This is a genomic window from Pseudomonas sp. LBUM1678 (assembly GCF_059695575.1).
In genome coordinates, this window is record NZ_CP166775.1 from 6,758,844 (window position 1) to 6,778,807 (window position 19,964).

22 protein-coding genes are annotated in these 19,964 nt (G+C 59.6%); 14 read left to right on the top strand and 8 right to left on the bottom strand.

What is annotated here, in order from left to right:
• Positions 1–43: 43 nt before the first annotated feature.
• Positions 44–916 carry a Tim44 domain-containing protein gene (locus ACA070_RS30805; RefSeq protein ID WP_497449524.1) on the top strand — a complete coding sequence of 291 codons (873 nt, stop codon included), beginning with the start codon at positions 44–46 and terminating at the stop codon, positions 914–916.
• Positions 917–1,052: 136 nt separating this feature from the next.
• Complete coding sequence (locus ACA070_RS30810; RefSeq protein ID WP_007943369.1) at positions 1,053–1,460, top strand: SMI1/KNR4 family protein; 408 nt, start codon at positions 1,053–1,055, stop codon at positions 1,458–1,460.
• A 21-nt stretch (positions 1,461–1,481) separates the two neighbouring features.
• On the opposite strand, the gene ACA070_RS30815 is transcribed toward ACA070_RS30810, so the two are convergent.
• On the bottom strand, positions 1,482–3,245 hold the full coding sequence (locus ACA070_RS30815; RefSeq protein ID WP_497449525.1) for a cation:proton antiporter: 1,764 nt from the start codon (positions 3,243–3,245) through the stop codon (positions 1,482–1,484).
• A 204-nt stretch (positions 3,246–3,449) separates the two neighbouring features.
• Here ACA070_RS30815 and ACA070_RS30820 point away from each other — a divergent pair, with 204 nt between their 5' ends.
• Positions 3,450–3,932: an acyl-CoA thioesterase gene (locus ACA070_RS30820; RefSeq protein WP_131058986.1), complete on the top strand. Its 483-nt coding sequence runs from the start codon at positions 3,450–3,452 to the stop codon at positions 3,930–3,932.
• A 127-nt stretch (positions 3,933–4,059) separates the two neighbouring features.
• On the opposite strand, the gene pdxY is transcribed toward ACA070_RS30820, so the two are convergent.
• Positions 4,060–4,932 (bottom strand): pyridoxal kinase PdxY, encoded by an 873-nt coding sequence (gene pdxY / locus ACA070_RS30825; RefSeq protein ID WP_497449526.1) that lies wholly within the window; start codon positions 4,930–4,932, stop codon positions 4,060–4,062.
• Between the two features lie 120 nt (positions 4,933–5,052).
• On the opposite strand from pdxY, the gene ACA070_RS30830 reads away from it, so the two are divergent.
• Entirely contained in the window at positions 5,053–5,466 is a 414-nt protein-coding gene (locus ACA070_RS30830) for a DUF3301 domain-containing protein (RefSeq protein WP_497449527.1), read from the top strand.
• Here ACA070_RS30830 and ACA070_RS30835 read toward each other — a convergent pair.
• On the bottom strand, positions 5,463–6,428 hold the full coding sequence (locus ACA070_RS30835; protein ID WP_497449528.1) for a CobW family GTP-binding protein: 966 nt from the start codon (positions 6,426–6,428) through the stop codon (positions 5,463–5,465). The genes ACA070_RS30830 and ACA070_RS30835 overlap by 4 nt on opposite strands.
• Positions 6,429–6,455: 27 nt before the next feature.
• Between ACA070_RS30835 and ACA070_RS30840 the strand changes: the two genes are divergently transcribed.
• On the top strand, positions 6,456–6,812 hold the full coding sequence (locus ACA070_RS30840) for an NADH:ubiquinone oxidoreductase (protein ID WP_497449529.1): 357 nt from the start codon (positions 6,456–6,458) through the stop codon (positions 6,810–6,812).
• Here the strand turns inward: ACA070_RS30840 and ACA070_RS30845 are convergent.
• Entirely contained in the window at positions 6,809–7,459 is a 651-nt protein-coding gene (locus tag ACA070_RS30845) for a DUF1826 domain-containing protein (protein WP_497449530.1), read from the bottom strand. The genes ACA070_RS30840 and ACA070_RS30845 overlap by 4 nt on opposite strands.
• Positions 7,459–8,667 (bottom strand): zinc metallochaperone GTPase ZigA, encoded by a 1,209-nt coding sequence (gene zigA / locus ACA070_RS30850; RefSeq protein WP_497449531.1) that lies wholly within the window; start codon positions 8,665–8,667, stop codon positions 7,459–7,461. The genes ACA070_RS30845 and zigA overlap by 1 nt, the downstream gene beginning before the upstream one ends.
• A 143-nt stretch (positions 8,668–8,810) precedes the next feature.
• On the opposite strand from zigA, the gene ACA070_RS30855 reads away from it, so the two are divergent.
• Complete coding sequence (locus tag ACA070_RS30855) at positions 8,811–9,188, top strand: glutamine synthetase (protein ID WP_497449532.1); 378 nt, start codon at positions 8,811–8,813, stop codon at positions 9,186–9,188.
• On the opposite strand, the gene ACA070_RS30860 is transcribed toward ACA070_RS30855, so the two are convergent.
• On the bottom strand, positions 9,185–10,381 hold the full coding sequence (locus ACA070_RS30860; RefSeq protein ID WP_497449533.1) for an N-acetylmuramoyl-L-alanine amidase: 1,197 nt from the start codon (positions 10,379–10,381) through the stop codon (positions 9,185–9,187). The two genes, ACA070_RS30855 and ACA070_RS30860, sit on opposite strands and share 4 nt — an antisense overlap.
• 85 nt (positions 10,382–10,466) lie before the next feature.
• On the opposite strand from ACA070_RS30860, the gene folE2 reads away from it, so the two are divergent.
• Genes folE2 through ACA070_RS30895 form a run of 7 tightly spaced genes read left to right on the top strand, consistent with a single transcriptional unit; the run spans position 10,467 to position 16,615 of the window.
• Positions 10,467–11,363, top strand: a complete 897-nt coding sequence (folE2, locus tag ACA070_RS30865) for a GTP cyclohydrolase FolE2 (RefSeq protein ID WP_497449534.1) — start codon at positions 10,467–10,469, stop codon at positions 11,361–11,363.
• On the top strand, positions 11,360–12,028 hold the full coding sequence (locus ACA070_RS30870; RefSeq protein ID WP_497449535.1) for a metal ABC transporter ATP-binding protein: 669 nt from the start codon (positions 11,360–11,362) through the stop codon (positions 12,026–12,028). Before folE2 ends, ACA070_RS30870 begins: the two co-directional genes overlap by 4 nt.
• Positions 12,028–12,894 carry a metal ABC transporter permease gene (locus ACA070_RS30875; protein WP_497449536.1) on the top strand — a complete coding sequence of 289 codons (867 nt, stop codon included), beginning with the start codon at positions 12,028–12,030 and terminating at the stop codon, positions 12,892–12,894. Before ACA070_RS30870 ends, ACA070_RS30875 begins: the two co-directional genes overlap by 1 nt.
• Positions 12,895–12,905: 11 nt before the next feature.
• On the top strand, positions 12,906–13,781 hold the full coding sequence (locus tag ACA070_RS30880) for a metal ABC transporter substrate-binding protein (protein ID WP_497449537.1): 876 nt from the start codon (positions 12,906–12,908) through the stop codon (positions 13,779–13,781).
• The gene (locus ACA070_RS30885) at positions 13,778–14,338 is read left to right on the top strand and encodes a gamma carbonic anhydrase family protein (protein ID WP_497449538.1); all 561 of its coding nucleotides are present in this window, start codon (positions 13,778–13,780) and stop codon (positions 14,336–14,338) included. The genes ACA070_RS30880 and ACA070_RS30885 overlap by 4 nt, the downstream gene beginning before the upstream one ends.
• Before the next feature lie 2 nt (positions 14,339–14,340).
• Positions 14,341–15,678 (top strand): dihydroorotase, encoded by a 1,338-nt coding sequence (locus ACA070_RS30890; protein ID WP_497449539.1) that lies wholly within the window; start codon positions 14,341–14,343, stop codon positions 15,676–15,678.
• Positions 15,679–15,709: 31 nt separating this feature from the next.
• Positions 15,710–16,615, top strand: coding sequence for a His/Gly/Thr/Pro-type tRNA ligase C-terminal domain-containing protein (locus ACA070_RS30895; protein ID WP_497449540.1), 906 nt, complete (start codon positions 15,710–15,712; stop codon positions 16,613–16,615).
• Positions 16,616–16,692: 77 nt separating this feature from the next.
• Here the strand turns inward: ACA070_RS30895 and ACA070_RS30900 are convergent, their stop codons facing one another.
• On the bottom strand, positions 16,693–17,214 hold the full coding sequence (locus ACA070_RS30900; RefSeq protein ID WP_497449541.1) for a DUF3617 domain-containing protein: 522 nt from the start codon (positions 17,212–17,214) through the stop codon (positions 16,693–16,695).
• A 131-nt stretch (positions 17,215–17,345) separates the two neighbouring features.
• Between ACA070_RS30900 and cls the strand changes: the two genes are divergently transcribed.
• Positions 17,346–18,785: a cardiolipin synthase gene (gene cls / locus ACA070_RS30905; protein WP_497449542.1), complete on the top strand. Its 1,440-nt coding sequence runs from the start codon at positions 17,346–17,348 to the stop codon at positions 18,783–18,785.
• On the opposite strand, the gene cfaB is transcribed toward cls, so the two are convergent.
• Positions 18,782–19,963 (bottom strand): C17 cyclopropane fatty acid synthase CfaB, encoded by a 1,182-nt coding sequence (gene cfaB / locus ACA070_RS30910; RefSeq protein ID WP_497449543.1) that lies wholly within the window; start codon positions 19,961–19,963, stop codon positions 18,782–18,784. The genes cls and cfaB overlap by 4 nt on opposite strands.
• Position 19,964 lies beyond the last annotated feature (1 nt).

Here is a 19,964-nt window from a genome sequence, read left to right on the forward strand (position 1 = left end):
TGCAACATGGCGCGCGTGCCATCCACAAATGGGAATTCCCTTTATGAAACGTTTTCTTAGCATCGCCATGGCGTTGTGCATCGGCCTGACGATGAGCCTCGACGCCAACGCCAAGCGCTTTGGTGGCGGCAAGAGCTCCGGCGCTGCGCCGACTCACCAGACCAGCCAAATGGCTCCTTCTTCTGCCGCTGGCGGTGCTGCCGCCACTGCGGGTGCGGCCGGTGCCGCTGGCGCTGCCGCCAAGGCCGGCGGTGCTTCACGCTGGCTCGGTCCTCTGGCCGGCATCGCTGCCGGTGGCCTGCTGGCCTCCATGTTCATGGGCGGCGGCTTCGAGGGCATGCAGATTTTCGACATCCTGATCATGGCCGTCATTGCCTTCCTGGTCTTCCGCTTTATCGCCGCTCGTCGTCGCAAGCAACAGGAGCATCTGGCTCCAGCCGGCGCGCCGATGCAGCGTGAAGTGTTCGAGCAGAAGCCAGCAGGCATGGGTTCGATCTTTGGCGGTTCGGCAGCACCTGCTGCCGCTCGTCCGGTGATCAACGCTCCGGCCTGGTTCAATGAACAGAATTTCATTGAAGCGGCCCGCAACCACTTCCAGTCCCTGCAGCAACACTGGGACGCCAACGAAATGGACAAGATCGCCGAGTTCGTGACCCCGCAACTGCTGGAGTTCCTGAAGCGCGAACGTGCCGACCTGGGCGAGGCTTTCCAGTCCACCTACATTGATAACCTCAATGTTCAACTGGACGGCGTGGATGATCGTGCCGACAAGACCATCGCCACCCTGACCTTCAGCGGCGTGTCGAAGACTTCGCGTTTCGACCAGGGCGAAGTGTTCAGCGAAAGCTGGAACATGGAACGTCCGCAGGGCGAAAACCAGCCTTGGCTGGTGGCCGGTATCCGCCAGAACGGCTGATTCCATCTGCGTTACGCATGCTGTAATGAAAACCCCGGCCTGGCCGGGGTTTTTCTATTTCGCAGTTGCATCTATAGCGAGCTACTGTATAAACCGCCCCAACTAAACCGCGCCATCAAGCAAGAGGATCCCGGACGTGGAAGAAATCATCGAACAACTGCGTGAAGCCAACGAACCGGTACCGGTCCCCTTGGAGTTGCCTGACGAAGACCAGATCGTGGAAATCGAGGAACAACTGTTCATCGACATTCCCTTCGTCTTCAGAGAGTTTTTGCTGACCGTCAGTGACGTCGTCTACGGCAGCCTGGAGCCGGTGACCGTCACCGACCCGCAATCTCACACCTACCTGCCGGACGTTGCTGCCAACGCCTGGGACGCTGGCGTCGACCGCAGCATGATCCCGATCTGCCAGGACGGTGACGATTACTACCTCGTCGAAGAAGATGGCACCGTGGTGCTGTGGCAGGCTGAAGAAGAACTGATTGCCGAAGAAACCTGGGAATCGGTGTGGCACTGGGCGCGGGACGTCTGGCTGGAAAGCTGAGCTGTCTGATACGCCGCGTGGTCAATGCCCGGACGTTTCCTTGTGGTTGTCCAGGGTTTCGAGCAAGGCCACCTGCATCCGCGTGTGCACCCGGATAAACCAGCGCCAGAGCAGTGCCGCCACCGTGGCGGCGACCACGGCGATCAGTACCAGCAACTTGTTGGTCGGCAGAATACTGGCCGACAAGGCTGCCAGCAGCAGGAAGATCACCAGCAGCGAGAGGATCGGGATCACTTCGGCGATCACCCGGCGCACTCGCTGTGTGTGGCGCCCCGCCATCTCCGGCTTCACGCCCATCTCCGCCAACAGCATCGACAGCGCCTTAAGCTTGCGATAGGCGGCGATCAGGAACGGCAGCGACAACAGCAACGCCCCACCCCAGATCAGCGCTTTCTGCCAGCTCGGATCACTGATCCAGTCTTGCAGGTAAACGGACATGCGTTTGGCGAAGTAGGCGCCGGAAAAGAAGATCGCAATCACCAACGCCAGATTGACCCCGACCTGCAACAGAATCTTGCGGATCATCGCCGCCAGCAATGCGCCCTCGCCCTGAGGCTGGATGCTGCGCAGCCACTCGCCGTACATCCCCAACACTCGAGCCAGCCGCTGCGGCATCACTGCGGCAAGCTTGATCGACAGCGGATCAGCCGCGCGGATCAGATACGGCGTCAGCAACGTGGTAATCACCGAGACCGCCACGGCGACCGGGTAGAGAAAGTTGCTGGTGACCTGCAGCGTCATGCCCAGCGCGGCGATGATGAAGGAGAATTCGCCAATCTGCGAAAGCCCCATCCCCACGCGCAGTGAGGTGCGTCCGTCATTGCCGGCGATAAAGGCCCCGAGACCACAAGAAAGCATTTTGCCGAGCACAACAGCCACGGTGATTACCGCGATCGGCCACGCGTATTGCAGCAGGATCATTGGATCGAGCATCAAGCCGATGGCAACAAAGAAGATTGCACTGAACAGGTCGCGAACCGGCTCGATCAGGCCCTCGATCTTCAGTAATTGCCGCGACTCGGCCATGATCGCCCCAATCAGGAACGCGCCGAGGACCATGCTGTATTCGAGCTTGACCACCAGCAGACAGAAGCCGAAACACAGGCCCAGCACGGTGATCAGCAACATTTCGTTGCTCTCGAACTTCGCCACGTAAGCCAGTAATCGCGGCACCAGCAAGATACCAATGACCAGTGCAACGATCATGAACAGCGAGAGCTTGCCCACCGTGGAAAACACTTCGCCGGAACTGACGGTGCCGCTGACCGCGATGCTCGACAACAAGGCAATGATGCCGATGCCGAGGATGTCCTCGACGATCAGCACACCGAAGATCAGCTGGGCAAAACGCTCGTTCTTCATCTTCAGGTCGTTGAGCGCCTTGACGATGATGGTGGTGGAGGAAATCGCCAGGATCGCGCCGAGGAACAATGAATCCATGGTGTTCCAGTCGAACCATTGGCCGATTTCGTAGCCGATCCAGATCATCAGCACGATTTCCAGGAACGCCGCTATAAATGCTGTTGCTCCGACCTTGAACAGCTTGCGCAGGCTGAACTCGAGGCCCAGGCAGAACATCAGGAAAATCACCCCCAGTTCTGCGAGCGTCTTGATGGTTTCTTCGTCGTGGATCAGGCTGAACGGCGGCGTGTGCGGGCCGATGATGAAACCGGCAACGATATAACCCAGCACCACCGGCTGCTTGAAGCGATGGAAAAGCACGGTCACCACACCTGCGACCAACATGATCACTGCCAGGTCCTGAATAAAACTGATGGCATGCATGGTGTGGGGCTCCTTAAGGTGGACTTTCGGAGGTTAACACCGCGACTTCCGCCAGAAAGACGGTGCAATATATGGAAACAGATCGATCCGGCGTGACGGCGACCATCCGCCCGGCGTCCCGATAATGGTGGTTTGTAAAAAACCGACCAGGCGCCCGCAGAGGTGCCGCCCTTCCGACATTCTGCCTTGACCCGTGAGAACGCTATGGAACCCGGAAACGCCCAGCTGTCGATGACGGTATTGATGACCCCCGACATGGCCAACTTCTCTGGCAATGTCCACGGCGGTACCCTGCTCAAATACCTCGACGAAGTGGCCTACGCGTGCGCCAGCCGTTACGCCGGCCGCTACGTGGTGACCCTGTCGGTGGACCAGGTGATTTTCCGCGAGCCGATCCATGTCGGCGAGCTGGTGACCTTCCTGGCCTCGGTCAACTACACCGGCAACACTTCCATGGAAGTGGGCATCAAGGTGGTGACCGAGAACATCCGCGAGCGCTCGGTGCGTCACACCAACAGCTGCTTCTTCACCATGGTTGCGGTGGATGACGCCCGCAAACCGGCTGCCGTACCGCCGCTGCAACCGCAGAACAGCGAAGACAAGCGCCGCTTCATCCAGGCCCAGCAGCGTCGGCAGATTCGTCAGGAGCTGGAGAAGCGGTATCAGGAAATCAAGGGTGATGCCTGAGCAGCTCAGTCTGTTTGATGGTGTGCTTTAGATAGCCATCGCGAGCAGGCTCGCTCCCACATTGGATCGGGGGAGTTCACAAATCCCCTGTAGGAGCGAGCCTGCTCGCGAAATGGTTCAACGCAGATCAGAGGCTGATCGCAGTCGCTTCAAACTTCACCCGCGGATGCGCAATCCGGTCCTGAGCCCGCACCAGTTCCAGCTCGTAGCTGGCACACGCCTGGGTTTCCAGCAGTACTTCATGCACCGCCGCCGCCGTGAATTCGAAGGCCGCCAACAGGCTGTCGCCCAACAGCACACGCGCCAGAAACAGCCCCGACGTCAGGTCGCCAACGCCCACCGGTTGACGCGGAAATGCCAACAGCGGGCGACGCAGGTGCCAGCTGCCTTCAGCCGTCACAAGCAACATCTCGAAGCCATCCGCCGGTTTTCCGGGATAGGCCAGATGCTTGACCAACACCGCCTTCGGCCCGCGAGCCAGCAGCGCACGCGCCATCGCCAGGCAATCGAACAACGACTGCGCCTTGCGCCCCGAGAAGCTGTCCAGCTCCAGTTGGTTCGGGCACATGAAGTCCGCCACCGAAGCGGCCTCTTCCAGCAGGAAATCGCTGACTTCGGCCGGCACGCTGCAACCCTTCTCCGGATGGCCCATCACCGGGTCGCACAAATACAACGCCTTGGGGTTCATCGACTTGATCCGTGCCACGCCGGCCAGGATCGCCCGGCCCTGGGCCGCACTGCCGAGGTAACCGGACAGCACCGCATCGCAGTTGCCCAGCTCTCCGATCGCCGCGATCCCTTCGACCAGCTCGGGAATCTGATGCGGTGCCAGCACTTCACCGGTCCACTGGCCGTACTGCGTGTGGTTGGAGAATTGCACGGTGTTAAGCGGCCAGACATTCACCCCGACCCGCTGCATCGGAAAAACCGCGGCACTGTTGCCAGCGTGGCCGAACACCACGTGGGACTGGATGGCGAGCAGATGGGGCGTACGTTTCATGCGGTGTGTTTTCCGTCAAACGATTGAAATTCGAGCCGCGCAGTATGCGACGAAACACGGCCTGTACGACAGACCGGCGACGCAGTTAAGCTGGCACTATCTTGTTGGAGCAACCTGTTGATGCTGACCCTCGGAAATATCTTCGTGCTGATGCTGCTCGCCACGGGCGGCGCGTGGCTGTGGCACAACCACGGCTTGCGCGAGCGCGCTCTGGAACGGGTCAAGCTGCATTGCACCAAGCTCGGGATCGAGCTGCTGGACGGCAACGTGGCGTTGAAAAAGATCGCGTTCATCAAAGACGCCAACGATCGTCGGCGCCTGGCCCGTGTGTATAACTTCGAGTTCACCGTGACGGGCGAAACTCGGCACAACGGCACCATCACCCAGTTCGGCGCCCACAGTGCGCAGATCGAGCTGGCGCCCTACCCGATGCCGTTTGACGACGAGCCTGCGGTGGTCGACGTGGTGAAGCCTCGCGCTGAAGTGATCGAACTGAGCCAATGGCGGCAAGAACACACCAAGTGGCGTCCTTAACCCGACCGACAGTCGGCCAACGCTCTTTGCAGTGAATCAACATCCTGCGGTTCACTGAAAATCAGCTCGATCCGCGAATCCTGGCGCCATTCGCTGGGCTGCCATTCCAGTTCCGAGTTATCCAGCGCATTCGCCGACACCCAACCGTCGACGCTGTGGATAACCAGCTTCGCCCGCCGCCAGGCGAGGCTTTCAAGCCACTGGCCAACGCGCGCCACATCGAAAGTCTGAGTCGGATGCCAACGCCAGCCGATGCTCCAGTCGCCCTCCTGCGCCTGACTCAGGCAAATCGGCAGCGCAGGATCGGCCCAGATGGCCGGCATCTGCGCCAACCCCTTGGGCATGACGAAGTTATCCACACCCGCCACCGCTTGAGCGCCAAGCCCCGGTAGTTCGCTCAACGGCAAGAGCGCTTGCTGCGTCCAGTACAAAGGACGAGAAGGCAGCTGCGCAGCGATGCACTGGCGATCAATGTCCTCGATACCTTGCGCCTTGTTCAGTACCAACAAACCAGCGCTGCTCAACGCCTCCTGTTGCGCCTCCGGCAGTGGCTTTCCAGCGGCGAGTGCCTGGGCATCCAAAACCAGCACACAAGGCTGTACTTCCAGTACACCTTGCCACGGTGCCTCACTCAATTGCCGCAGCAACTGCGCCGGGTGACCCAATCCAGAGGGTTCGATGAACAGCCGATCCGGTCGCGCCTTGCGCAGCAAACGCCCGAGGCCGATCTGAAACGGCGCACCATTCACGCAACACAAACAGCCTCCGGCCACTTCCCCCAATGCGATACCATCGGCGTCCTGGGTCAGCAGCGCGGCATCGAGGCCGATCTGGCCGAACTCGTTGATCAGCACCGCCCAACGCTCGTTCGCTGGCCGCTGCGCCAGCAGATGCTTGATCAAACTGGTCTTGCCCGCGCCCAATGGGCCGGCAATGACGTGAGTGGGAATGTTCTGCAACATGGTCGATGTTTTCTGAGGGGGTAATGGATGCGGTTGACGGGATTGTCGTTGCTCTTGGCGCTGTGTTCCGGTGAGGCGCTGGCCCAGGCTTGCGTGGTACATAGCATGGCCGAGCGACTCGACGTGAAAGTCTGCCAGCAGAACCGCAACATCCCGGAAAAGCTCTTCGCCGACGGCTTCTGCCAACCGAACCTGCCCGGGCAGAAAGTCGAAGTGCAATACGTCGACCAATGCCCCACCGGCGCGTTCGGTGTGTGCAGCAACGCCCAAGTCGCCAATATGCCTTACCGGCAGGATATTCACTATTACGGCGTGGCGACCGATGCAGCGTATCTGAAGCCGTTTTGCGAAGGCCAGAGTCAGGGCAACTGGCTCAAACCTTAACCCAGCCAATCCAGAGTCAGAATCAAACGGCGCTCACCCGGCGCAGGTTGCGGCGAACGGTGGATCAGGCCGAAACCTTCGTTGCCGTGCCATTTCTCGCCTTTGAGCAGCGCCACTTCGCCGCTGGCGACTTGCTCGATCAGCGAATTTTCTGTGGGTTTGGCCGCAGGACTGCCCAGTTGCCGGCGATCCATCACCCCTTCTTTCAACCACTGACTACCAGCTCCGGCGTAGGTGGTGATTAAACGCACCGGCACATGATCGACATGAAAGCGTGGGCACATGGCCTTGTCCAGAACCCGCACGCGCAGGCCGATGCGCTTGGCGCCCAACAGACAGGCGAACGCACTGACCAGCCAGGACACGTCGGCAACAAAACCGGCATACCCTTCGAGATCGCTGAATACTGAGGCCAATCCATGCAGATCGGGTTCGGCGTCATCGCTGGGCAACTCCAGGACCAGCGACTCGGCCAGCGGTTCGTTCAGGGACAGCAGCAAGCGCCCGAAATCATCAATGTGCGCCGGGAGCTGGCGCTGCCAGACGGCGAGGTTTACCCCGTCATCAAGGATTCGAGTCAGGGTTTGCGGCGTTTCACCTAGAACCTGATGAACGATCGGCCGCCGCTTCAGACGGGGCGCCAACATCAGGCGGCGACCTCTTCATGCCAAGGGCCGAACGGATCTGGCAGCAAGCGCCAGCCCTCGGCACCCAAGGCCATTTCATCATCACTCAGCAGGCAATTTTCGAGCTCGGCGGTGAGTTGCGCGAAGTCGATGTTCTGGCCTATGAACACCAGTTCCTGGCGGCAATCGCCGGTGGCAGCGGTCCAGTTTTCCATGATCCCGGCCGTGCTTTCTTCGTCCTGAGGCCACTGGGTTTTCGGCACGAAGCGCCACCAGCGCCCGGCGAAACCGTGGCGCATCAAGCCGCCGGCCTGGGACCAGCTACCGGCGTCCATGTGCTTGCTGGCCAGCCAGAAAAAACCTTTGGAGCGCAGCAGTTTGCCGTTCACCCACGGCCGATCGATGAAGCTGAAAAAACGCTGTGGATGAAACGGTCGGCGGGCTCGGTAGGCCGTCGAGGCGATGCCGTATTCATCGGTTTCCGGCACGTGTTCACCGCGTAATTCCTGCAACCAGCCCGGCGCCTGGGCAGCCTTCTCAAAGTCGAAACGGCCGGTATTGAGGATTTTCGCCAAGGGGACTTCGCCCATGACCATCGGAATGATTTCCGCCTGAGCGTTGAGGCGCTCAAGGATCGCGATCAGTTCCTGGCGCTCGCTGCTGCTGATCAAATCGATCTTGCTGATGAGGATCACGTCGGCAAATTCGATCTGCTCGATCAACAGATCGGTGATGGAGCGTTCGTCCTCCTCGCCCAATGTTTCACCGCGGGAAGCGAGGCTTTCGGCGGCCTGATAATCGAGCAGGAAGTTCATGCCATCGACCACCGTGACCATCGTGTCGAGCCGCGCGATGTCGGCCAGGCTCTGCCCTTCTTCATCACGGAAGGTGAAGGTTTCCGCCACGGGCAATGGCTCGGAGATGCCGGTGGATTCGATCAACAGGTAATCGAAACGCCCATCTCTGGCGAGTTTGCTGACTTCTTCGAGCAAGTCTTCGCGCAAGGTGCAGCAAATGCAGCCATTGCTCATCTCCACGAGTTTTTCTTCGGCGCGGTTCAGGCTGACATCGCGCTGGACTTCGCTGCCATCGATGTTGATCTCGCTCATATCGTTGACGATTACCGCGACTCGCAGGTTCTCGCGGTTACGCAGCACATAGTTGAGCAACGTGCTTTTACCGGCACCGAGAAAGCCCGACAAGACGGTCACGGGGAGACGATTGGGCATCAGGAATTCCTCACAGAGATGCCCGATCGCAGTGCCGGGCTGATTTAAATGTTATAGCATAACGATGCAATCAAGCCAGCCCGCTCTTGCCCACGGCATCAAAGGTCACGATGCTGAAACCCGTCTGGTCCGTGAGAAATCCCATGCGTATTGCCCTGAAATCAGCGCTGATGAGCTTTTCGCTGTTAATCGCCGTAGACGCCTGGGCGCAAATCCCGACCCTGGCCAGATGCACCCGAAGCGCCAATCTGCTCGCCTGCGCGGATGCCGACGGCAATGCCTATAGCGTCAACACGGTCGGCAGCACGATCTATTTGCGTGGTTTCGAAATGGCGGGCAAACGCTATTGGGCGCAGACCAACAGCCGCTACGGACAACTCACCTTCTTCACCGGTATCGCCTCCGACGGCGAGGCTTGGGTTGGCTACAACCGCCGGGTTGGCTGGACCACGATCAACCGGTTCTCCAGTTCCGGCGGCAGCAGCGCAAAATTCACCTGCAGCCGGATTACCGGCTGCTAGGCCTGCACTTTTTTCTGCTGCTGTTGCCAGGCGATGTAGCTGTTGAGCGGCGGGTTCTTCTGAAAATAGCGCTGCAATCCGTCGAATAATCCGTCAGCCACTGCCTGCTGATGGCGCGCGGTCACCAGCCGCTGGCTGTCGCGGGCGTTGGACATGAAGCCGGTTTCCACCAGGATCGACGGCACGTCCGGCGACTTCAGCACTGCGAATCCCGCTTGTTCCACGCGCTTTTGATGCAGCGTGGTAATACCCGCGAGGCTGCTGAGGACGGTGCTGCCCAATTGCAAGCTTGCGGCGATGGTGGCGTTCATCGACATGTCGAGAATCACCCCGGCGAGCATCGGGTCCTTGTCCTTGAGGTTGAGCAAACTGGTGGCGCCCAGCAGGTCTGCGCCGTTTTCACGTTGCGCCATGAAACGCGCCGTGGCCGAGGTGGCGCCGCCCTCGGACAAGCAATACACCGACGCGCCTGAAGCGGTGAGACGCGGCGCCGCGTCTGCGTGCACCGAGATGAACATATCGGCGTTGTGTTTGCGGGCAATCTCGACACGTTTGCGTAACGGAACGAAGAAATCGTCGTTGCGCACCAGTTTCACGTCGAAGCCCTTCTCACGTTTCAACCGCTTGGCCAATAGCTGGGCAATGGACAGGACGACGTCTTTCTCTCGCTCCCCTTTGGCGCCCACCGCGCCGGGGTCTTTGCCGCCGTGACCCGGGTCGACCACCACGATGATGTCGCGCTTGGGGTGAGTCTTGTCGACGCTCGCCAGGGGCGCCACTGCGAGTTGCAAAGGCGCTGCCGACTTCAGATCGAGCACCAGCCGATCGCCTTGGCCATCCTGCGGCGGCAAGAGAAAGCTGTTGAGCTGCACCGGGGCGCTGAGGTCGAGGACGATCCGCGTATCGCCCTGGCCAAAATGCCCGGAGCGGATCGAGCGGATAACCGTATTGCCGAGCGCCAACTGGCTGAAGTCGCCGCTGAGGCTGGCACCACTCAGATCGATGATCAGCCGCTCGGGAGCGCTCAGTGAAAAGGTCTTGTACTGCACCGGCCCGCTCAAATCGAACACCAGACGTAGCTTGTCATCCGAACGCCAGAGCCGCGCGTTGCGAATTTGCGTGGCCGAAACACCAAAGGGTAAAGCGAAGGCCGCGCTGGCCAGCAACCAGTTGAGCAAGTGACGTCTATGCATTTTGAAAGCCGCTCGTGAAAAAGGCGTAGTCGATTTTAATGTAATAACATAACATGCGATATCAACTCTCACGATGGACCTGCTCATGAATGCGCTGACTCTGCCGGATATCGCCGCGCAGGCATCACGCCAAGCCCTGCCGCTCGAATGGGTGGGCATGTGCGGCATTGCTCTTCCTGTTTTATTCGATGGCCAACGGCTGAGCGCAAAGGCTGACGCAGGTGTGAGCCTCGATGATGGAGAAGCGCGTGGCATTCACATGTCCCGGCTGTATTTGGCGCTGGAAATGCTTGAGCGGGAAAACCTGACACCCGCCCTGCTGCGGCGAGTTTTGCAAAGCTTTCTCGACAGTCATGAAGGACTGTCCCATAGCGCTTACTTGAAAATTGATACTGATTTACTGCTCAAAAGGCCGGCGCTGATCAGCCCATTGGCTGGCTGGAAAACCTATTCAGTGAGCATCGAAGCGCGTTTGAAAAACGCGATGTTCCACGTGGAACTAAAAATCGACGTTCCTTATTCCTCAACCTGCCCCTGTTCAGCAGCACTTTCCCGGCAGTTGATTCAGCAACAATTCGTCGACGACTTCGCCAACAAGTCCCTGCAACACGCAGATGTTTTAGCGTGGCTCGGCTCTACAAAAGGCATCGTTGCGACACCTCACAGCCAACGCAGCAACGCACTTTTAAAGTTAAGACTGGACGATTATCTGGATGACCTGCCGCTGATTGCGTTCATCAACGACGCCGAAGCAGCGCTCGGGACCGCCGTGCAAACCGCCGTAAAGCGCGCCGATGAACAAGCCTTCGCCCTGGCCAATGGTCAGAATTTGATGTTCTGCGAGGACGCCGCCCGCCGCTTGAATCTGGCCCTGAAACGCTCCCCCGGTATCAACGCCTTCCACATACGAGTCGTCCATGCCGAAAGCCTCCACGCCCACGATGCCGTCGCCGAAAGCCGATGGAACTGGGTGTCTGCATGATCCGTAGCCACGCTTTGCGCTGGGGTGCACCCGGTCAACCGCTCACGCCGCCCGTGGATTTCGAATTGCCCAAAGGAAGTCTGACTGCCGTGATCGGGGCCAATGGCTCGGGTAAAAGCAGCCTGCTGAAAGTCATCGCAGGGCTACAAAAACCACTGACTGGAAAAATCATCCTCGATGTTCCACGCAAGGGCTCGCTTTCCTTTCTCCCCCAGCAACAACACCTGGATCGGCAGTTCCCCATCAGCCTCCAAGACCTGGTAGCCGCCGGTTTCTGGGGCAGCAAACAGTCACCAGAGCTACGCAGCCAACGACTCAAAGCCGTACTGGAAAACTGGTGCCTGACGGGCTTGGAGCAGCGCCCGTTGATGGCCCTCTCCGGCGGTGAATTGCAGCGCGCCCTGCTCGCCCGTTTGAGCCTCGCCGAAGCGCCGCTGCTGTTGCTCGACGAACCCCACGCCGCGCTCGACGAACTCGGTCAGGCGCTGCTCTGGAAGCACCTTCACGCCTGGCACGCCGAAGGTCGAACCCTGGTGGTCGTGTGTCATGACCTCGCCGCGGTTCGCCAACACATTCCTCAAAGCTTGCTGATCAAAAGCAGCGGCTGCGTCCTTGGACCGAGTACCGAGCTGATCCACCAACAACCGCAAACGCAGGTGGCCTGATGCTCGCTGCCGCTCATCTTTGGCAACCGTTCCACGAGTTCGTGTTCATGCGCCGGGCACTCCTGGGCGGATTGGTCCTGGCCTGCAGCACCGCTCCGCTGGGCGTGTTTCTGATCCTTCGCCGCATGAGCCTGATCGGCGACGCGGTGGCTCACGGCATCCTGCCTGGCGCAGCGCTCGGGTTCTGGTTCGCCGGTTTGAGTCTCCCGGCACTGACCGTCGGCGGACTCGGCGCAGGTCTGAGCATGGCCGGACTCGCGGCCTGGATCACCCGCCGGACGGGGTTGCGCGAAGACGCAAGCCTCGCCGCGATCTACCCGATTTCCCTCGCCAGCGGCGTGCTGATCCTCGGCATCGCCGGCAAACGTCTGGACCTGCTTCACCTGTTATTCGGCTCGGCACTGGCAGTCGATGGGCCGACGCTGACAGGCATGCTGTGGGTCTCCGGCTTCAGCCTGATCGCCATGGCGGCGATCTACAAACCGTTGTTGCTGGACACCCTCGACCCGCTTTTTCTGCAAACCGTCAGCCGCCTCGGTCCGTTGGCGCACGGCGTGTTTCTGACCCTGGTGGTGCTGAACCTGGTGATCGGTTTCCAGGCCATCGGTGCATTGATGGTGGTCGGTTTGATGATGTTGCCCGCCGCCGCGTCGCGTTTCTGGAGTCGCCGCTTGCCCGTATTGATCGCGATCGCCGCCCTGCTCGGCTGCCTCTCGGTGTGGCTCGGTTTGTTGCTGTCGTTTTACTACTCGCTGCCAAGCGGGCCGGCGATCGTACTAGTGGCGGGCGGATTTTATCTGCTGTCCGTGGTGTTCGGTCCGGTGCACGGCTTGCTGCGCCGCCCGCCTTTGCTCACATCCCAATGAGGTGTTTTCCGATGCGCGCTCTACTCGTGCTGTTCAGTTTAATGCTGTCGATGTCGCTGTCTGCTGCGGAAAAACTTCAGGTAGTCACCAGTTTCAGCATCCTCGCCGACATGACCCATCAGGTTGGCGGCGACCATATCCAGATCACCAACATGGTCGGTCCCGACGCTGACGCCCACACGTACGAGCCGACACCGGACGATGCCAAAGCCTTGCTCAAGGCCAGACTCATCATCAAGAACGGTTTGGGTTTCGAACCCTGGCTGGACCGTCTGGTGACCAGCACCGAGACCAAAGCCCCGGTCATCAGCGCGAGCCACGGTGTCATCCCGCGCTCTCTGGATGAAGACGGCGAAACCGTGCCCGACCCTCACGCCTGGCATAACCTGGCCAACACCGAGCTGTACATCAGCAACATCACCAAGGCGCTGATCGCCGCCGACCCGGCGAATAAAGCCGACTACGAACGCAACAGTCAGGCCTACCTGAAACAGATCTACGCACTGCTTGCCGAAGCCAAGGTCAAGCTCGGTTCGTTGCCTCCGGGCAACCGCAAGATCGTCACCTCCCATGATGCGTTCGGTTATCTGGGCCAGGCCTACGGCATCGACTTCATGGCGCCGCAAGGCCTGTCCACTGAACGCGAACCTTCAGCCGCCGAAGTCGCCGCGCTGATTACCCAGATTCGCCAGGCCAAGGTGAAAGCGGTGTTCATGGAAAACATCAAGGATGCGCGTCTGCTCAAGCAGATCGCCGACGAAAGCGGCGCTCACATCGGCGGCACGCTGTACTCCGATGCACTGGCCGCAAGCGGTCCGGCGAGTACCTTTGCCGGTCTGTTTGAATACAACCTCAACACCCTCTACGACGCGTTGAGCAAGCCATGATCCGGAAGAATCCATCAGGCGATTTGCCACTGATTGCGGAGTCTGCGTACGTGGATAAAACTGCAATCATCTGCGGCAAAGTGGTGATCGGCGAAAACGTATTCGTCGGTCCCTACGCAGTCATTCGGGCTGACGAAGTGGATGCGTCAGGCGAGATGGAGCCGATCACCATCGGCGCCAATTCGAACATTCAGGATGGCGTGGTGATCCATTCCAAGTCCGGCGCGGCGGTGACCATTGGCAAGTTCAGTTCGATCGCTCACCGCTCCATCGTTCATGGCCCGTGCACGGTTGGCGACCGGGTGTTCATCGGTTTCAACAGCGTGTTGTTCAACTGCGCGGTCGGCGATGGCTGCGTGGTGCGGCACAACTCGGTGGTCGACGGTCGTGACTTGCCCGAAGACTTCTACGTGCCCTCCACCACCCGCATCGGTCCCAACACCGACCTCTCGCAGTTCCCACCAGTGAGCGTCAGCGCCTCGGAATTTTCCGAGGACGTGGCGCGCACCAACGTCGATCTGGTGCGCGGCTACAAAGCCCTGCAGAACGAGTTTTGACCATGAACAGCGTGCTGATTCGCAATGCCAGATTGGTGAATGAAGGTCGGGAATTCGATGGCGATCTGCTGGTGAGTAACGGCCGGATCGTGAAGATAGCCAGCAGCATCGACGGGGAAAATGCCGACGTCGAAATCGACGCACAAGGGCAGTGGCTAATGCCCGGAATGATCGACGACCAAGTTCATTTTCGAGACCCCGGGGCGCCGGAAAAGGGGAGCTTCTACACCGAATCGCGGGCGGCTGTGGCCGGCGGCATCACCAGTTTCATGGACATGCCCAACACAAACCCGGCCACCCTGACCCTCCCGGCACTCGCTGACAAAAAGCGTAGAGCGGCGATCAATTCCGTCGCCAACTACGGCTTTCACTTCGGCGTGAGCAACGACAACCTCGACACCGTTGCGGCGCTCAATCCCTGCGAAGTGGCCGGCGTGAAAGTATTCATGGGCGCCTCGACCGGCAACATGCTGGTGGACGATCCGCAGACGCTTGAACGATTGTTCGCCGAGGTGCCGACCATTCTGCTGGCCCATTGCGAACACACGCCGAGCATCGAAGCCAATGCCGCGCAGGTGCTTGAGCGTTTTGGGGAATACATCCCCGCCGCCGTCCACCCACAGATTCGCGACGCCGAAGCGTGCTTTCGCTCCTCCTCGATGGCCGTGGACCTGGCCAAGCGGCAAGGCACCCGACTGCATGTCTTGCATTTGACCACTGCGCGGGAACTGGCGCTGTTCGAAGACAAACCGCTGACGCAAAAACACATTACCGCTGAAGTCTGCCTGCATCATTTGCTGTTCGATGATCGGGATTACCCAAGCCTCGGTAACCTGATCAAATGCAATCCGGCAATCAAGAGCCAAGTGGATCGTGATGCCTTGCGTCATGCCTTGCTGAGTAATCGACTGGACGTCATCGGCAGCGATCACGCGCCGCACACCTGGGCGGAAAAACAACGGCCCTATCCCCAGACCCCTTCGGGTTTGCCATTGGTGCAACACGCGCTTCCCGCGCTGCTGGAACTCGTGCTTGATGAAGTGCTGCCGATAACTACCCTCGTGGCCAAGACCAGTCACCGTGTGGCTGATCTGTTCGCTATTCCCGACCGCGGTTATCTGCGCGAAGGCTACTGGGCCGACCTCGTGCTGATCAAACCCGAGCCCGAAGGCGTTGCCGTATCCAGGCAACCGGTCCTGTCGCAATGCGGCTGGACGCCCTTTGCCCGCAAACGTTTTCGCCACAGCGTCAGCACAACGATCGTATCGGGGCAAATTGCCTGGCACGACAAACGTCTTAATGACAACTGCCAGGGTTTACCCCTACGGTTTATGCGCTAACGCGCGTTTATAAGCACTCGAGAGCACCGACATGATTCACATCACCCTGAGCGATGGTTCATTGCGTGAATACGACCAACCGTTGTCGGTGTTTGAGTTCGCCGCGAGCATCGGCGCCGGGCTGGCCAAAGCGGCCGTCGCCGGCCGAGTGGACGGCGTTCTGGTGGACTGTGAGTTCATGATCGAGGCCGATGCCCGCGTCAGCATCGTCACGCCTCAAGAGCCCGATGGGCTGGAGATCTTGCGACGTTCCTGCGCATTGATGCTGGCGGTGGCTATTAAGCAGCTCTATCCAAAAGCGCAATTGCAGACCGGATCGGCGTTGGGTGACGGCTTCTTTTATGAGTTTGCGTATGAGCGTCCTTTAAACCTGGTCGATCTTGCTGGCATCGAAGCACGCATGAAGACCCTGGCGGCAACCAACCATTCGATCCGGCGCCGCAAACCGTTATCCGGATCGACGCTCGGGGAGAAGTTATTGCCCTACGTCCTTGGGGGCTTCGAGTGTGTCTCAGCGGGCCCGCATGTCCCGGCAACCCGAGTGTTGCAGGCGTTCGCGCTCGATCACATCAGCGGCACCGCGCCACAGCGGATCTATGGCACGTGCTGGTCCTGCCAAGAGGAACTGGAAGACTGGCGGGCACCGCCGCACGTGATCATCGTCAGCATGGATGATCGTCAGGCGGATTACGCACAGTCGGTGACTGAGGCCTTGCGCCGAAGCGGCGTGCGCGCTCGCGCGGATCTGCGCAACGAGAAAGTCCGCCACAAGATCCGCGAGCATAGTCAGCAAGTGCCGTATCTGGTGGTGATCGGGGAGAAAGAAAAAGCGGGCGGGTTTGTCAGTGTGCGGAGCCGCACCGGAGAGGATTTCGGCAGGATGGACGTTGATGCGGTGTGTGCCTGGTTGAGGTCGACTGGCATTTCGGGTGTCTGAAGCTACGCCATCGCTAGCAGGCTAGCTCCCACAGGATATACACCATCCCTGTGGGAGCTAGCCTGCTAGCGAAGTTTTTAGGCCCGTGGCTTAACGGTCCCGCAATCCTGACCCAACCAAACCGCGCGGGTATCGAGGCTCCCCTTCTGCTGGATGCCGGTCGCGTTGAACGTGCCGTTGACCTTGGTGGTGAACTCACGATCACTGAGGAAGGTGGCGACACCCGCACCCTGCGCTTTCGGACAGCTGAAACGGAATTTCCACTGATTGCCGCTGCGGTCAGTGATTTCCTGTTTGCAGCCCGATTGCGGATCCGTCAGCGGAATATTGTCTGACTTCACTTGCTCTGGAGTCAGACACGCCCGAATCCCCTTTCCGCCCATGGTGATGCCCTGCTTCTCCAGCTGCGCGCGCTGTTCCGGGGTCATCTGGCCCTGTAACTGGCCGAGGATCAACTGCAAGTCCGGCAGGTTCTGGTCATCGACCTTCATGTTGCTGGTGGTCAATTCCCACAAACCCGGCTGCAGCATCTGTGCCTGAGCGGCCACAGGTAGTGCCAAACCAAAAGCCACGGCCAAACCCAGCAGACGAACGTTCATCGAGTAACTCCTGATCAGTAGTGGCCGTTAGACGTCAGCCATTGGCTTCAGTTCATGGGCCAATTAAATAGCGACATTCTGCACGGAACATGGTCTGTTAAGCATTGAATCTTCAGGAGCAAGGCTGCCCCATGGATTACTTTGGACCGCACATTTTCGGCTACATGATTGCACTGCTTCATACGCTGGGCCTGATGGCAGCCATCCACGCTGTGCTCACCGTCCGCACCGCTCAGGGATCTATCGCCTGGGCCCTGTCGTTGATCTTCATGCCTTACCTCACGCTCATTCCATATCTGGTCTTCGGCCGCAGCACTTTCGATGGTTACATCAAGGCGCGGCGCCAGGCCAACGAAGAGATGCGCAAGGCAATCTCAGAGTTCAACTGGCGCCCTTGGGTAGTAGAGGCACTGACTGCACGCGCCTCCAACGCTTACGCGTCCCTGAGAGCGATGCCGAAACTGGGACGCATGCCCTGCCTGGCAAACAACGAAGTGAGCTTGCTGATCAACGGCCAAGCCACCTTCGACGCGATTTTCGACGCCATCGACAACGCGAAGGAAGCGGTGCTGATTCAATTCTTCATCATTCACGACGACCGCCTCGGCCAACGCCTGCAAAGCCTGCTGCTGAAGAAAGCCGCCGAAGGCGTGGCGATCCACTTGCTGTACGACCGCATCGGCAGCCATTCCCTGCCCCACAGTTACGTGCAACCGTTGCGTGATGCCGGCGTCGAGGTCAAAGCTTTCGCCACCCGCAGCGGCTGGCTCAACCGCTTCCAGGTCAACTTCCGTAATCACCGCAAGATCGTCGTGGTCGATGGGATTCTGGGCTTCGTCGGCGGGCACAACGTCGGCGACGAATACATGGGCGAAAAACCACCATTGGCGCCCTGGCGCGACACCCACGTCCGCGTACGCGGCCCGGTGGTTGCCTGCATGCAGGAATCGTTTGCCGAAGACTGGTTCTGGGCCGCGCGATCGTTGCCACCGCTGATTCTGCCGGACGTGTATCCGGACGACGGTGTGCTCTGCCAATTACTTGCCAGCGGCCCGGCCGATTCCTACGAAACCTGTTCATTGTTCTTCGTAGAAGCCATCCATGCGGCGACAGAGCGGGTATGGATCACCAGCCCCTACTTCATCCCCGACGAAGCAGTGTTTGCGGCATTGAGACTGGCGGTTCTGCGCGGCGTGGATGTGCGGCTGCTGCTGCCCTCACGACCGGACCACCGAATCGTCTACGCCGCCTCGAGCCTCTATGCCTTCGAAGCCGTGCGCGCAGGCGTGCGAGTGTTCCGGTACCAGCCGGGGTTCCTGCATCAGAAAGTGGTGTTGATCGACAGCGAAATCAGCGCCATCGGCAGCGCCAATATGGATAACCGTTCGTTCCGGCTCAATTTCGAAGTGATGCTGCTGACCGTCGACAGCGCGTTTGCCGCCGAGGTGGAGCAAATGCTCAACGATGACTTCGCCCAGGCCCACGAGATCGCCAAGGAAGAAAGCCGGGAGACCCGCCGCCTGCAACAGGTCGGCATGCGGATCGCCCGGCTTATTTCACCGATTCTCTAAAGGTAGATGTCGTCTCGCGTCCATGGCAGTTCATGGCTGCCATCGGCGTGGGCCTTTACCGCGAGGATCTGGTGCAGATTGATCCAGCCTCTGGCGAACGCATAAGCGCATCCTGCCAGGTACAACCGCCAGATCCGCAGCGCCTGTTCCGGAACCAGTCTGGAAGCCGCTTCCAGATTGTCCTCAAGGCGTTCGCTCCAATGATCCAGGGTACGCGCGTAGTGCAGGCGCAGACTCTCGACGTCGACGATCTCCAGCCCGGCTTCGCTGATCTCGGCGGAGATCATCGACAGGTGCGGCAACTCGCCGTTGGGGAACACATACTTCTCGATGAAATTACCGACACCGCGTCCCACTGGACGGCCATCAGTGTGCTTGGCGGTAATGCCGTGGTTCATCACCAGGCCGCCCTCTTTCACCGCGCCGAACAAGGTTTTGCAGTACTCGGCCAGGTTGGCGTGGCCAACGTGTTCGAACATGCCAACGCTGACCACTTTGTCGAAACGCCCGTCCTGAGGGAGATCGCGATAGTCGAGCAGTTGCAGCTCGACCAGATCGTCCAGGCCTTCGGCGCTCACCCTTTCACGGGCCAAGGCCAACTGCTCTTTACTGAGGGTAATTCCGAACACTTTCGCACCGAACTCACGAGCCGCAAACCGGGCCAGCCCACCCCAACCGCACCCGACGTCCAGCAAGTATTCACCTGGTTGCAGCCGCAGCTTGCGACACAGGTGGCGGAATTTCGCTTGTTGGGCTTGCTCCAGCGTTTCGCTGCCGGTCTCGAAATAGGCACAGGAATACGCCATGTCGCTATCGAGCCACAGCTGATAAAACTCATTGGAAAGATCGTAGTGGTAGGAAATCGCCTTCGCGTCGGTTTCCTTGTCGTGGGCGGTGCGCACTGGCTGACTGTCTTGGTCACCGAGCAATTTCTGGCTCCACTCATCACAGATGCGTATCACGTCGCTGATGGAGCCTTCGAGCTCAAGTTTACCTTCGACGAACGCCGCTCCAAGCGCATCCAGGCTTGGATGGGTGAACTGGGAAACCATTTGTGGGTCCTTGACCACAATAGTGACGCTGGGCGTCGGCCCCAGATTGAATTCATGGCCGTCCCAGAGTCGCAGGCGTAGCGGTAACTGCAGATTCTGTAAGGCCGGTGGAAGTTGCGCGAGCATG